Raw genomic sequence first — 13913 nt, 5'->3', positions numbered from 1 at the left:
GGGGGCTTGGGGGTCGGGTCCGTGCCGCTCGGAATGGAAGAGCTCATGGCGTGCTTCGCCTCCTTGGGCGCTCCAGGGCACCGCGGAAGAGCGGTGGGTGGCGCGCCTTGAGAACGAGCCCAGGGCCCTTGAAGTGACAGGGCTACCGGTCGTCCGCCCCACCCCGGAGGGCTGTCACGAGCCCGGCTCACGCACCGTCATGAGAGGTGAAGTCACAAGGCGATTCGCGAAGGAGACAAGTGATGCCGAAGTATTGTCGGGAGAAGTTCGAGAACACCGATTCAGGGAAGGAAGTCTGGGTGAGCTGGCAGCAGGACAAGCATGTCCACGACGCCACGCTCATCACGACGATTGCCCAGTGGCTCGGCACGAATCAGGGAGGGACCTGGCAGGTGCGGGTCAATACCTACCAGAGCAATCAGTCCTCACCTGGGTTGAATGATTTGTCCTATCCAGCGTGAGGGCCCCGGGGTGGAGGGAGTCTCTATCTCTCTCCGCTCCCTCCACTCCGGGTCTGTTCAGTGGACCGGCCACGCCGCCGCATCCATGCCCCGTGAGCCGCCGAGCGGGTGGGCATGTGGGCCCGGACCGCGTTGACTCGCCTGGAGAGGCCCCCGAGAATGCGCGCTCCCCAGGCCCGTGGAGCCCCGCTTGAACCTGCTGACCCGCGTGAAGAAGAGCCTCCGGCACCGGGCGGCCCACCAGGCCTCCCAGCCCCTCTCCAAGCTGCTCAGCCTCACCGGCTTCGGCCGCTATGGGCCGGGGCCCCAGCTCAAGCGCCCGGAGCCGCTGCGGCAGGCGGGCATCCCCTACGAGACGTTCCGCTTCGACGTCGCCGGCCTGGAGCGCTTCTGGAACGAGCTGCAGGCGGGCAGCCCTGTCCTCCGACACTACTGCTCGCTCCAGCCCTACTGGGAGAAGCGCTCGCAGTACCACTACTCGTGGACGCAGCTGGCGCCGCTGCTGGCGCGCGAGGACGCCGTCTACGTCGACATCGCCTCCACGCTGAACAGCCCCTACCTGGAGGTCATCCGCGCCCTGGCGAAGACGCGCAACGTGTTCGTCCAGGACCTGGTGTTTCCGCCCGGCATCAACGGCCACGAGATTGGTGGCTCGGCGGCGGAGCTTCCCTTGGGCAATGCCTCCGTGGATGCGATGACGCTGCACTGCTCCTTCGAGCACTTCGAGGGCGGCGCCGACACGGGCTTCATCCGGGAGGCGGCGCGCGTGCTGCGGCCCGGGGGCCGGGTCTGCATCGTCCCGCTGTACCTGGGCGAGTATGCCTTCACGATGTGCGACCCCGCGTGGGGTTATGACATCCGCCGCGAGGCCGAGCCCGTCATCCACCTCTTCCCGGGCTGGGGAGAGCGGCACGGGCGCTTCTACGGCGTGGACACGTTGAAGCAGCGCGTCCTGGACCCCGCGCACGCGGCGGGGCTTGCGTCCCGCGTCATCTACTTCGAGAACATCCTGGAGCTGCACCCCACCTGCTACACGCACTTCGGCCTGGTGCTGGAGAAGCCCGCCGTCGGGTGAGGCTCGGTCCAGGCCCGTGCGGAACGCGGCCCTGAAGAAAGGCAGCCCTCCTTCCCGGGCACGGCTCGCCCGGGAAGGAGGTTGCCGCGCGTGTTACTTGTTGGCGGGCGCTTCCAGCGTCACCCAACCGCTGAGCGTCTTGCCGCTGTCGGTGTGGCTCTCCACGGCGTAGAAGAAGCGCCGGCTCGCGTCGTCGGCGTCGAGGAAGCGCACCGCCGTCGTCGCGTCGAGGTCCTCGCTGGCGGAGACCTCACCGATGGCCTCCATGTGGCCCGCCTCGGGGTTCGAGCTCCGGTAGACGACGTAGTGCTTGTGGTGGACGCTGTGCGGCCACGTCAGCTCCGCGTACTTGCCGTCGAGGGAGCGCACCGCGAGCTCCACCGCATCCGGTTCGGCGTTCGGCGAGATGACGTTGATGTCGTACCGCACGCCACCGATGGGCTCCTTCCGGTCGTCCATCTCGAAGATGTTCATGGGGAACAGGCCCTCTTTGCCGTGGGACATGAAGCGCACGTGGATGCGCTCGTCCAGCGGCTTGTCCGCCTTGAGTGCCAGCGCGCCACCGTGGCCGCCGAAGAACAGCGTGCGGCCCTCGACACCCTCCAGGCCCTCGGCCTCGCCGCCCGCGGCCTTCCAGAGCGCGAACAGCGTCTCCGTCAGCTCCAGCGTCACGGTGCCCGGGAACGGGTCCGCCTCGGGACGGATGAAGAGCTTCGTCGCGGCGCCCACGGTGGGGCGCACGTCATACGTGGTGCTGCCCGTGCCGCCGGACACCATCTTGACGATGTCCACGTTGCGCCAGGCGATGTTGTTGTTGAGCTGGGTGTTGGTGACGGTGTCGGAGCCGATGTACTCCGGGTAGGTCATCGGGTCGCCCTCGGAGACCCACCGCGCCAGCAGGCAGTAGTGGCCGGGCACCGGGACGTTGGCCCAGTTGATGCGGATGTCACGCGTCTCGCCCGCGTCCAGGAAGATGCCGTGCTCGGTGTGGATGCGCTTCCAGCTCGTCGAACCCCAGGAGGAGTTGCCGCCCGACGCCAGGTAGTAGAGGTGCAGCGACCCCCCAATGGGGCCGGTGGGGCGCAGCGGGCCGTAGTTGCGCAGCGTGACGAAGACGTAGTTGTTGGGCGTGCCGAACACCGGGTTGGTGGAGCTGGCGCAGCCGTTGACGTTGTTGCACACCTTGATGTCGGGGCTGGTCCAGATGGCGCCGGAGCTGGGCTCCCAGCCGTTGTCGGCCGGCGTGTCGCGGATGAAGACGTCGGACGGGGTGCGGCAGTCGCTCAGGAAGTCCTGCACGGCCAGGTGCGCGTCCGAACCATTGGGCAACGTCAGCCGGTAGCCGCCCTGGGAGAGGGTGGCGTAGTTCTGCATGATGCCCACCACCGTCGGGTCGGGCGTGCCGCCCGTGGGGACGTAGACGGCGTGAATGCGGATGCCCTCGTTGTAGGCCTCCTGGGCCTGGAGGCTGGCCAGGGCGTTGCCCGTGTACAAGTCGTTGAAGCCGCCCGGAAGGTTGTCGGTGATGAGGACGACGACGCGGCGGGCCCCCGTGCGCCAGATGCCGGTGAAGGCGCCATTCTGGTTGGGACGGAAGGCGATGTTGTGGATGACGGTGTTGAGCGCCTCGTCGGACGCCTCCGGCAGGTTCGCCCCGCCCGACGCGCCCAGGCTTCCGACCGCCAGCTGCATCTGCGTGTCGTTGCCCGCACCCAGGTCCACCTGCACCGTGACGTCATCCTTGAAGGTGACCAGGCCCAGCCGATAGTCACCATTGGATGACGTCTGGATTTGTGACAGCAGGTTGGAGAAGTTCGACTGGAAGGCGATCAGCGAGCCTCCCATGCTGCCGGTGTCGTCGATGGCGAAGACGACATCCAGGGGGCCGCACTCGCAGCGGTCGACTTCAGGAGGCTTCGGGACGGGACCCGGCTCGGCGGGCCCGGGCCTGGCGGCCTGCGCGACGGAGGAGGTCATGAAGAGACAAAGGAGTGCCGCGCCGAGCCAGGTCATGGCTCGGGGGCGGAGCGTGGATGGCTTTGACATGTAGTGGTTTTCTCCTACGGGGTTTCCACGTCATGTCGGAGAGGAATTGGCGGGGCGTCGACGTGGTGAGCCGACTTGAGCAGGAAGCAAGCCATTGAAGACATGCAAGTCATTCAGGCGGTTGCGGGAAAGCGCGTGACGGGAAGGGTTACTCGCGAGGTGGTTCTGTGGAGTTTCCCGCTACACCCTGCCCGTGGCGGCCATGTCACAAGCCTGGAGCGGGTGTCGTCTCGGAGGTGTGCGGTTGGGGCTCCCCGACGCACGTTCTCCAACCAACCGAGTGAACCGTGACCTTCAAGTTCCTGAAGCAGCCGAAGACGCCTCCCGACTCCAAGCTCTGTGGGTTCTATGCCCTGTATCATTTCACCGACGGTGGATTGACCCGGGAACAGTTCATCCAGAAGGCGACAGAGCACTACGAGACGGCGCTCGGGCTGCAGCACAAGGAGGCGGAGGAGATGGTCATGGATGGCAATGACCCCTCCGTCCTGAGCCTCTACGGGCTGACGCAGAGCCAGGTGTCCGTCCTCGAGAAGCGGGGCGTGGGAGTGATTGCCGACACCACCCGCGGCCATTTCTTCACCGTCCGCCGGGAGAACGGCACCTGGTTCAGCTACGACAGCTACAACCATGACGCGCCCAAGGCCTACCTCACCTTCGAGGCGCTCAAGACGGCGGAGATTGGAGACAGCCAGGTCTGGGTCTGACGTCAGGCGGGGACAGCCACGGCGGGGCGTGCGAGATTGGAGCTTTTGACGAGGTCTCCGACTTGCTCGCTCGAATCCTCCCTTGGAGTGCCGTGCTGTCCCTGGCTGTCTTGTTCACCGCGTGTGGCCATCGCCCGCCGGCTTCCATGCGCTGGGACTTCGAGGAGGGGCGGCTGCCCTCCGGCTGGACGCCGCACCGGGACGAGTTCGAAGGGCAGCTCGTCGTGGACGACACCCGGGCCCATGGTGGCAGGTATGCGCTGCATGCCCGCCAGCTGGTGGGGGGCCGCGAGGGCGGGCAGGGGGGACCGAAGAAGACGGTGCGCTATTCGCTGCCCGCCGACTTCGGCCCCGTGTTGTGGGGGCGGGTCTTCGTCTACACGACGCCTGTGCGCCCGGCCTCGCATGCGGGGCTCTTCAACGCGCGGTATCCCCGGCCCGGGAGCGAGGACGGCGCGTTCGAGTCGCTCGACTGGTACGAGGTGGCGACGTACCAGGAGAAGTACATGGCCATCTGGCACCCGCCGGAGCCGCCCGGCTTCCCGGAGTGGGTGCAGGTCTCCGACACGCCGCTCGTGCTGGACCGGTGGGTGTGTCTGGAATGGCTCTTCGACGCGGCCAACGGCGATGCCCCGGAGGCCGCCGAGCCCCGGGTCTGGCTCGACGGCGTGGAGCTGGCGTGGCCCCGGAAGTTCGTCTTCTCCGACCCGCCCACCGACACACCGCCGAAGCGGGAGAAGGCCCGGCACTTCACCGTGGTGGAGGCGGGCGTCTTCCTCTACCAGGGGCTCTCCGTGCCCACCGACTGGTGGCTCGACGACCTGGCCGTCGCCAGGCAGCGGGTGGGGTGCTCCTCCCCGTGACGGGACTCAGGCGCCGCTCGGAGCGGCGTGAATCCTCAATACATACAGGAAGTCCTTGATGGCGCGGCCCCGGGCGACGACGAGTCCGTCCCGCAGGACGAGGGCTGCCTCCAGCGCGTCATGGAAGTGCGCCAGCGGTGCGGGGTCCGCCTGTCGATGGAAGGAGACCGGGCCCTCTCCGAGGACCTCCCAGAACCGGCGCCGCGTGACGTCGTCCGGCTCGGAGCCGCCCGGGAGCTCCGTGCGGAGTGTTCCCGTGGCGAGGTCGAACAGGCGGGTGCGCAGGTCATTGGCCTGGGTGACCAGGATGTCCTTGCCCACGGACACCGCGAAGGGGAGGGAGACATGGGGCAGCTCGTACCGGAGCGCGCCCGTCCCGACGTCGAAGAGGCGCACGCGCCTGTCGGTGCTACACGCCGCCACGAGCGAGCCATCCTCGGAGAGCCCTACTGCGATGACTGCTTCGTCGCAGACCTGGATGAGCCGCAGGGAGGCGCCCGTCGTCAGGTCGTAGACCTCCAGCTCGCCGGACGCTCGCCCCACGGCGAGGCGTGGGGGCAGCGTCGTCGTCGCATACGAAGGCTGATGCTCCAGGAGGGCGCGGGTGGTCAGGACATTCCTTCCGCTCGTCACCTCGTACACCCACAGGCGGGCGTCCTCGGTATAGCCACACACGAGGTGGGCGCCGTCGGGGGTGAAGGCGACGAGGGAGACGAGACCCTTCGCGCCGCGCAGCGTGTGCAGCAGGGCTCCGTCGGAGACGCGCCAGACTCGCACGCACCCGGGCTCGAGCGCCGCCGCCACGAGCTGTCCGTCCGGAGAGAGGGCCACGGGCTGGGGCTGGGTGTAGCGCTGCTTCGTGTCCTCCGGATTCAGCGGCTTGGCGAACAGCGACTTCAGTGGCGTCAGGCTCTTCAGGTCGAGCAACCGGACCCCCCGCCGGGGAGGCGTCTCCATGAAGAGTTGGATGGGATACGCGGCCAGGGTGCCGTCGGCGCTGATGCTCCACGGCTCCCTGGGCACCGCTTCCCCGTCGAGGCGGTACTCGCGAACGGCGCCCCGCGCATCGATGGCGTATCCGCCGTCATAGCGCTGGGCGAAGGCGGCCGCTCCCTCCGGCTCTCCCCACAGCTCCTGGACGCGCTGTGCTTCGACTCGCAGCGTCGGGGGCGGGGGGGCGTAGAGGTCGCTCACCAGCAGGCCGCCATCCGACGCTGTCAGGGCGAAGCGCTTGCCGTCGGGTGAGAAGGCCGCGCCGCGCTGATGGCCGTCGGAGGGATAGGGCCGGGTCCACAAGACGGTGCCGTCGCGCACCTCCAGGACCTCCACCCTGTTGTACGACAGCAGGCCCAGCCGGTTCGTGCCGAGCCAGCCCACCTGCGAATAGCGCCCCTCGCCGCGCGTGCCCGGCAGCCGGGTCCACGTCCGGGTGTCCGCCACGGCGATGCCCTCGAACACCGCCCAGGCAATCCACTCGCCATCCGGGCTGAACTCCACCGTGTCGACGTACCCATCGGAGTCGATGCGCGTCACCTGCGTCCACGTCGCGGTGTCCCAGATGCGCAGCGTGGAGTCGGACGCGCCGCTCGCGAGCCATTTCCCCGACGGATGGAAGGACAGGCTCAGCACCGACTGCTCATGTCCCTTCAGCGTCTTCACCAGGCGGCCTGAGTCCACGTCGAACACATGCACGAGCCACCCCAGGTTGCCGCTGGCGAGCAGGCGTCCATCCGGGCTGAAGGCGACCGAGGTCACCTGGCCCTCCTGTCCCGGAAAGTCCTTCAGGAGCGCCCCGGTCGCCACGTCCCAGATGCGCGTGTCGTGGGACCTGGAGCCCGACGCCAGCCGGGTGCCGTCCGCGCTCCACGCGAGTCCGCGCACCTCTCCTTCATGGCCCTCCATCACCTGGATGCACTCGCCCGTGGCCACGTCCCAGACGCGCACGTTGTCGCCTTCGGACCAGGAGCCGCTGGCGAGCCGCGTCCCCGCCGGGTTGTAGGCCGCGCACAGCACCTGGGCGTCGTGCCAGTAGAAGGAGTCCGCGCTCTCCAGGGCGCCGCGCAGGGGCAGCAGGGACTCCACCCAGGGCGCCGCGCCGTCCACGTCGCGCTGGCGCCGCCAGTGCTCGGCGAGCTTGAACAGATGCGCGTCTGGCGCGCTCCAGGGGCCCGGGCCCTCGGTCTTGAAGTGCGGGGCGGCGTCGGGCGCGTCGTGCCAGCGCAGGCGGTTGTAGAGGCACTGGAAGAGGGCCTCGGGGTGCGCCTGGAGGAAGGTGGCGTCGAGTTCGACGGCCTTGCGCAGGACGCGCAGCGTGCGCGGACCCACGGCCGGGCCGACCTCCTTGAGGACGAGCGCGTCCGGAGGTGTGCGGGAGAGCACCTCGTCCAGGGTGGCGAGCAGCGCCGTCACGCCCTGGGTGCTCACGAGGTCTTCGAGGGTGGACAGCTCGGTGAGGGACTGGAGGTCGTAGGTCATCGCGGGAGAGACTCTCGCACGACCTCCAGCCCCTGTTGGAGCGGGTTCAGGCGTTCTTCCGTCCGCGAGCGCGCGGGGCCTTCGGCTCGGCCTCGCCGCCGGTGGGGCCCGGGGCGTCCTTCATGGCCAGGACGGCGTCGACGATGTGCTCGGCGTCGATGCCGGCCGCGCTCAGGAGCTCCTCGGGCTTGCCGGAGCCGGGCAGCTTTCGCACCGCCAGGCGCTTCACGCGAGGCAGCGGCGAGCCGTCGTCGGCGAAGGCCTCGAGCACCGCGTCGGCGAGTCCGCCCTCGGCCCAGTGGTCCTCGACGACGATGAGCCGTCCCTGGGTCTCCTTCGCGGCCTGCCGCAGCGTCTTCACGTCCACGGGCTTCACGGAGTACAGGTCGATGACGCGCACGGCGACACCGGACTCCTGGAGTCGCGCGTGGGCCTCCAGCGCTTCATGCAGGGTGATGCCCGCGGCGACAATCGTCGCCACGTCCTGGTCGGAGCGCCGGAGCACCTTGCACCCGCCGAGGGGGAACTTCTCCGTGGCGGAGTAGAGGATGGGCGTCTTGGCGCGCGTGGTGCGCAGGTAGCTGATGCCGGGCAGGTCCACGAGCTGGGCCATCAGCGCGGCCGTCTGGTTGGCGTCGCTGGGGTACAGCACGGTGCTGCCCGCGACGGCGCGCATCATCGACAGGTCCTCGAGTCCCATCTGCGAGGGGCCGTCCTCGCCGATGGAGCAGCCCGCGTGGCTGCCGCACACGTGCAGCGTCGCGTTGGAGACGGCCGCCATGCGAATCTGGTCATACGCGCGCGACAGGAAGGCCGCGAAGGTGCTGATGAAGACGCGCTTGCCCAGCACCGCCATGCCCACGCCGCTGGACACCATGTTCTGCTCGGCGATGTACATCTCGAAGTAGCGCTGGGGATGGGCCTTCTTCAGCTCCTCCGAGTACGTGGAGTTGGACACCTCCGCGTCCAGCGCGACGAGGTCCGGGTGCGCGTCACCCAGCGCCTTCAGGACATCGCCGTAGACCTTGCGGGTGGCCACCTTCTCGTCGGTGGGGTAGCGGGGCAGATTCAGTGGCGCGGCGGATTCCCGGGCGGCGGGGTGGGTGGCCTCCGGCTTCTTCACGTCGAAGCGCAGGTTGCGCTCGCCGCCCAGCCCCTGGATGGCCTCGCGGGCCTGGTCCTCGGACAGGGGCTTGCCGTGCCAGCCTTCCTTGTTCGCGATGGCCGGGTAGCCGTGGCCCTTCTCCGTCTTGAAGATGAGGCAGGTGGGCTTGCCCGTCGTCGCCACGGCCTCCGCCAGCGCGCGGTCGATGGCGCCCAGGTCATGGCCATCCACGGCCAGCGCGTGCCAGCCGAAGGCGCGGGCGCGAGCGACATAGGCTTCGTCGTTCCAGCCCAGCTCCGTCGGTCCGCTCTGGCCCAGGCGATTCATGTCGATGAGGGCGCAGAGGTTGTCGAGCTGGTAGTGCGACGCCTTGTCGAACGCCTCCCAGACCGAGCCCTCGGCCGTCTCGCTGTCACCCATCATCACGTAGGTGCGGAAGCGCCGTTGGTCCAGCCGCGCCATCAGCGCCATGCCCACGCCGATGGCGAGCCCCTGGCCGAGCGAGCCGGTGGCCACGTCCACGAGCGGCAGCACGTGCGGGTTGGGATGTCCTTCCAGTCGGCTGCCGAACTTGCGCAGTGTCAGCAGTTCCTCGTCGTCGATGGCGCCCGCCGCCTTGAACGCCGCATAGAGGACCGGGCAGGCGTGGCCCTTGGAGAGCACGAAGCGGTCATTGTCGGGGGACTTGGGCTGCTGGAAGTCGAAGCGCAGGTACTTCTGGAACAGCACCGCGACGATGTCCGCCGCGGACATGGAGGAGCTGGGATGTCCCGAGCCCGCCGCTGTCGTCGCTCGAATGCTGTCGACTCGAAGCTGCGCCGCGAGCTCTGCCAGTGTGTCTGCCATCGTCTCTCTCCAGGCTGTAGGGGACCTCCGTAGGGTGTTGACGGTGGAGTCCCCGGTGAAGCGAGGGTCCTCTCTTCGAGGAGCAACCGGGCAGGGAGGCCCCGGTGCGCGGGCCTGCTCGCGCACTGGAGGGCATGGGCACATTGAAGACCAGGGGAGGACGTCCCATGAATCCACTGCGTCAGCTCGCGGAGTTCGGCCAGGCCGTCTGGGTGGACAACCTCCAGCGGAGCTACATCACCCAGGGCACGCTCAAGAAGCTCATCGACGAGGATGGGCTCAAGGGCCTCACCTCCAACCCGACCATCTTCCAGAAGGCGGTGTCGGGCAGTGAGGACTACGCGGACCTGTTCGCGGAGGCGCGCGCCAAGGGGCTCTCCGCCAATGACGTCTACGAGCACCTCGCCGTGCGCGACGTCCAGGGGGCCGCCGACATCCTCCGGCCCGTCTATGACTCGCTGAAGGGGAAGGACGGTCTCGCGTCGCTGGAGGTGTCCCCCCGGCTCGCGAACCAGACGCAGGCCACGCTCGAGGAGGCCCGGCGGCTGTGGAAGACGCTCGCGCGGCCGAACGTGATGATCAAGGTCCCCGGCACGGAGGCCGGAGTGCCCGCCTTCCAGCAGCTCATCTCGGAGGGCATCAACATCAACGTGACGCTGCTCTTCAGCCAGGAGCGCTACCGGCAGATCGCCGACGCGTATCTGAGCGGGCTGGAGAAGTTCGCCAAGGCGGGGGGCGATTTGAGCACGGTGGCCAGCGTGGCCTCGTTCTTCGTCAGCCGCATCGACGTGGCGGCGGACAAGGAAATCGAGCAGCGGCTCAAGGGGGCGGGTGTCTCCGCCGAGCAGCGAAAGACGCTGGAGGCCCTGCGTGGCAGCGGCAAGGTGGCCATCGCCAACGCGAAGCTCGCCTACCGCATCTACCAGGAGGTCTTCAGCGGCGCGCGCTGGAAGGCGCTCGCGGCGAAGGGCGCTCGAGTGCAGCGCGTGCTGTGGGCGAGCACCAGCACGAAGAACCCGAAGCTGCGGGACGTGCTCTACGTGGAGGAGCTCATCGGGCCCGACACCGTCAACACCATGCCCCCGGCGACCATCGACGCCTTCCGTGAGCACGGCAAGGTGCGCACCAGCCTGGTGGAGGACCTCGCTGGCGCCAAGGAGACGATGCGCCTGCTCGAGGCGAGCGGCGTCTCGATGAAGTCCATCACCGAGCGACTGGCGGTGGACGGCGTGAAGCTCTTCGAGGAGTCGTTCGACGCGCTGCTGGGGGCGGTGGGGGAGCAGCTGAAGAAGAAGTAGTCTCAGGGGTGCATCAAGCGCGCTTGGTCGGTCCGCGCATGGGTGACATGGTGGCGGCCGCCATGACCCGATTCGCCGTGACGATGCTCCTCTGCTGTGTCCCCTGGGTGGTGTTTGCTCAAGCTCCCGTGAAGGAGCAGTGGGTCGTCACGACGGACCTCTGGGGCAATCCGCTCTACCAGGGCATGACGCTGGAGCGGACGGGCAAGCGGCTGGGGGGCGAGTTCGACGGCGACGCGCTGGAGGGCGAGCGGACGGGGCAGGACGTCCGCTTCACCGTCACGGACTCCAACAAGGTGCTCTCCATCTTCACGGGCAAGGTGAGCGGGGACTCGATGCGGGGCACCGCGGACATGCCCGACACGAACAACGCGCAGGCGCGGGTGAAGCACGCCTTCACCGCCCGGCGGATCGCAGAGCGGCCCGTGGGCCCTCCGCGTCGCCACGAGTTCAAGCCCACCACCTGGTCCAACGAGTTCTCCGCCACGCGCGAGCCCGTGCTGACGCTCTGGTCGGGCGACACGTTGAAGACGACGACGCTCGACTCGGGGGGCGTGGATGAGCAGGGTGTCACGCGGGCGCTGTTCGGCAATCCGCAGACGGGGCCGTTCTTCATCGGGGATGCGCGGCCCGGGGACATGCTGGTCATCCACCTGAAGCGTCTGCGATTGAACCGGCGCTCCGCGGACAGTCTCGACAGCATCGTCGGCAGGGCGATGACGCCTGTCTTGGCGGCGAAGGCGACGGGGCTGGGCAAGCCCGTGCGCTGGACGCTGGACTGGGAGAAGGGCGTCGCGCATCCGGAGACACCGACGGAGCGGCTTAAAGACTTCACCGTGCCGCTGCGGCCCATGTTGGGAGGGCTGGCGGTGGCGCCGGGCTTCGGGATGCCCGCCATCTCCACCGGGGACACGGGGCGCTTCGGCGGGAACATGGACTTCAACGAGGTGGTGGAGGGCAACACCGTCTATCTGCCTGTCTCGCAGCCCGGGGCCCTGCTCTACGTGGGAGATGCCCACGCCGCGCAGGGCGACGGAGAGACGTCGCAGTACGCGCTGGAGACCTCGATGGAGGTGGAGCTGACGGTGGACGTCGTGCGCGGCAAGGCGCCGTCGATGCCCCGGGTGGAGTCGCCCACGCACCTCATGGTGCTCGGGCAGGCGGGCTCACTGGACGATGCGCTGCGCCAGGCGACCAGTGGCCTGACACAGTGGTTGGAGCAGGACTATGGGCTGTCGCTCTCGGAGAGCGCGCAGGTCATGGGGACGAGCGTGCGGTACGTCGTCGCCAACCTCGCGGGGCGGAGTGTGGGAGTCGTCGCGAAGCTGGACAAGTCGCGACTGGCGAAGCTCCGCCCCACTGGGAAGTAGCGCGGCTCCACCATTGCAGGCCTGCGAGGCGTGACGCAGTGGGTGGATCAAGGCACCGCCCGCCCGCCTATCGCGGGGAAGCGCTCATAGGCACGGAGGAGCGCATCGAGGTGGGCGGGATTGTCGAGGTCGAGCGGCGCCTCCGTGAGTTGCACGAGCCAGCCCCCCGTCGCTGTGCGCCGCGCTCGTGAGAGCAGCTCGGCGTCGCGAGTGGGGTCTGGAAACCCGATGGCGTGCGCGGCGGCGGGCGACCAGTAGTTGATCCACCCCAGGCGCTGCGGAATCTCCGGTGAGCGAATCTTCACGGGAAGCTTGAGCGCTGGCAGGCCCCGAGGAGGAACCCCCGGCTTGTGCACGGGGTCGATTGTCTGCCGTGAGATCTCTACTCCCGCACGGAAGGGCGTCGCATGTCCCCAGAACGCCTGCGCACCCTCCGCGACACCCTCAAGCACATCCACCGAGACCCCCATCACGGTCTCGTCGAGTGGCAATTCGGCATGGACGTCCATCATGTGTTGGCCTCCAGCCGCCTGGCTCGCGAGGATCTGCAACCCAGAGATCGTCACGGGGAAGCTTTCGTCGCCATTGCATACCAGCGGGAATCTCCCCTTCCTCGTCTCTTCCGTGAGCCAGGTGTCGCGCTGAGGCAATGGGAGAGGCTGCCCTTCCTTAGAGAGCTTCCACTCCAGACGTAAACCGGGAAACGCCCGTTCCATCCCCTGGACGACGGTGAGCGAGCGAGCATCGCTGTCCACCAGCGCGGGTGCGTAGACGATGATGCCGAGGGTGTTGCGCCGAGTCATCGCTTACACCCCGTGACGACGAAGGTGAGTTCGGGCGCCTGGAACTGCAGCGCATCCTTGTGCTCTTCGGTGCTTACTCCTACGACGAAATCATACCCACAGGATACCGCGATGGCGTGCTCCTCCCGCAGTTCCTCCACTTGATCATCGACCACCTGCTTCTTGAGGAAGCCACTGTAGGTGTCGAATCGGTCGGTCTTGATCTCCCACAACGCGCGCGCGCCGACTTGCAGGGCGTCGAAGTATTTGGTGTCAACGAGCACGTCCATCCCAGGGTAGCGGTTGGGTGGAAACCTGTCGGCGCACTGGTCATGCGCGTCGTCTCCACCTCGATGCTTGACCGGAGTGGCCTTGCACCTGGGGTGACGCTCGCGCTCTAGGGGCTCGGTCGGCGCCGGGGGGAACCAGTCCTGCCCTGATGGTTCCAGTTTGGGATTCCGATTTGCGGAGAGGCCACTCGGAGTGGCTTCCGTTTGAGCCACGGGCTCTACTTCTTCCGGACTGCCTCGGCTCAGTTCGTATGCAGCCAGCGCTTCCTTGATGACGATTCCCACCACCACCGCGCCAATGATGATCACCGCGCCCACTGCGAATTCGGGGGCAGCCAAGATGCAGAGGCCGACTCCCAGGGCAGCCGCGCCCGCCGAGGCGACAGAGCACCTTCCGGTCGGGTCATTGAACCGGACCCGGTCATGGTTGATGGCTTGAAAGCACCGCTCCGCCAACACGGGCCATGGCTGGGAAGCCTCCCGGACGGCGCACCGTCCCCCGTCTCGCCAGGGCAGACTGGCCGCTCGCTGGAGGTTGGCGAGCCGTGGGTTCCGGGACATGTGCTCCGTTGGACTCGGTGCAGACGTCGCGCAC

At 68.1% G+C, this 13913-nt stretch carries 11 protein-coding genes; 6 read left to right on the top strand and 5 right to left on the bottom strand.

What is annotated here, in order from left to right; genetic code table 11:
• Positions 1-242: 242 nt before the first annotated feature.
• Together HUW62_RS06445 and HUW62_RS06440 are read left to right on the top strand one after the other, a co-directional pair.
• Positions 243-461 carry a hypothetical protein gene (locus HUW62_RS06445; RefSeq protein WP_176433880.1) on the top strand — a complete coding sequence of 73 codons (219 nt, stop codon included), beginning with the start codon at positions 243-245 and terminating at the stop codon, positions 459-461.
• Between the two features lie 190 nt (positions 462-651).
• Complete coding sequence (locus tag HUW62_RS06440) at positions 652-1536, top strand: class I SAM-dependent methyltransferase (RefSeq protein ID WP_163869157.1); 885 nt, start codon at positions 652-654, stop codon at positions 1534-1536.
• 93 nt (positions 1537-1629) lie between these two features.
• Here the strand turns inward: HUW62_RS06440 and HUW62_RS06435 are convergent, their stop codons facing one another.
• On the bottom strand, positions 1630-3582 hold the full coding sequence (locus tag HUW62_RS06435) for a vWA domain-containing protein (protein ID WP_163869156.1): 1953 nt from the start codon (positions 3580-3582) through the stop codon (positions 1630-1632).
• Between the two features lie 287 nt (positions 3583-3869).
• On the opposite strand from HUW62_RS06435, the gene HUW62_RS06430 reads away from it, so the two are divergent.
• Positions 3870-4289: a hypothetical protein gene (locus tag HUW62_RS06430; protein WP_163869155.1), complete on the top strand. Its 420-nt coding sequence runs from the start codon at positions 3870-3872 to the stop codon at positions 4287-4289.
• 92 nt (positions 4290-4381) lie between these two features.
• A complete protein-coding gene (locus HUW62_RS06425) occupies positions 4382-5152 on the top strand; it encodes a hypothetical protein (protein ID WP_368670355.1) in 771 nt (256 codons plus the stop codon).
• 6 nt (positions 5153-5158) lie between these two features.
• Here HUW62_RS06425 and HUW62_RS06420 read toward each other — a convergent pair whose 3' ends face one another.
• Together HUW62_RS06420 and HUW62_RS06415 are read right to left on the bottom strand one after the other, a co-directional pair.
• Complete coding sequence (locus HUW62_RS06420) at positions 5159-7627, bottom strand: WD40 repeat domain-containing protein (protein WP_163869154.1); 2469 nt, start codon at positions 7625-7627, stop codon at positions 5159-5161.
• A 46-nt stretch (positions 7628-7673) separates the two neighbouring features.
• Entirely contained in the window at positions 7674-9722 is a 2049-nt protein-coding gene (locus HUW62_RS06415) for a transketolase (RefSeq protein ID WP_176433879.1), read from the bottom strand.
• 23 nt (positions 9723-9745) lie between these two features.
• On the opposite strand from HUW62_RS06415, the gene tal reads away from it, so the two are divergent.
• Entirely contained in the window at positions 9746-10876 is a 1131-nt protein-coding gene (gene tal, locus HUW62_RS06410) for a transaldolase (RefSeq protein ID WP_176433878.1), read from the top strand.
• 62 nt (positions 10877-10938) lie between these two features.
• Entirely contained in the window at positions 10939-12246 is a 1308-nt protein-coding gene (locus HUW62_RS06405; protein WP_217911157.1) for an acetamidase/formamidase family protein, read from the top strand.
• A 47-nt stretch (positions 12247-12293) separates the two neighbouring features.
• On the opposite strand, the gene HUW62_RS06400 is transcribed toward HUW62_RS06405, so the two are convergent.
• The gene (locus HUW62_RS06400; RefSeq protein WP_163869151.1) at positions 12294-13049 is read right to left on the bottom strand and encodes a DUF5953 family protein; all 756 of its coding nucleotides are present in this window, start codon (positions 13047-13049) and stop codon (positions 12294-12296) included.
• Entirely contained in the window at positions 13046-13657 is a 612-nt protein-coding gene (locus HUW62_RS06395; protein ID WP_338041958.1) for a DUF6310 domain-containing protein, read from the bottom strand. The genes HUW62_RS06400 and HUW62_RS06395 overlap by 4 nt, the downstream gene beginning before the upstream one ends.
• Positions 13658-13913: the final 256 nt, after the last annotated feature.

The organism is Myxococcus sp. AM011, from assembly GCF_013372595.1.
Lineage (GTDB): Bacteria > Myxococcota > Myxococcia > Myxococcales > Myxococcaceae > Myxococcus > Myxococcus eversor.
Note: the sequence above shows the minus strand (reverse complement) of the source record. Positions and strands in the feature narration are given on the sequence as shown.

Bases quoted from the DNA above. Each gene is read 5' to 3' on its own strand.
- HUW62_RS06400 (WP_163869151.1), bottom strand. From the start codon at position 13,049: ATGACTCGGCGCAACACCCTCGGCATCATCGTCTACGCACCCGCGCTG.
- HUW62_RS06435 (WP_163869156.1), bottom strand. From the start codon at position 3,582: ATGTCAAAGCCATCCACGCTCCGCCCCCGAGCCATGACCTGGCTCGGC.
- HUW62_RS06405 (WP_217911157.1), top strand. From the start codon at position 10,939: ATGACCCGATTCGCCGTGACGATGCTCCTCTGCTGTGTCCCCTGGGTG.
- HUW62_RS06415 (WP_176433879.1), bottom strand. From the start codon at position 9,722: ATGTGCCCATGCCCTCCAGTGCGCGAGCAGGCCCGCGCACCGGGGCCT.
- HUW62_RS06445 (WP_176433880.1), top strand. From the start codon at position 243: ATGCCGAAGTATTGTCGGGAGAAGTTCGAGAACACCGATTCAGGGAAG.
- tal (WP_176433878.1), top strand. From the start codon at position 9,746: ATGAATCCACTGCGTCAGCTCGCGGAGTTCGGCCAGGCCGTCTGGGTG.
- HUW62_RS06420 (WP_163869154.1), bottom strand. From the start codon at position 7,627: ATGACCTACGACCTCCAGTCCCTCACCGAGCTGTCCACCCTCGAAGAC.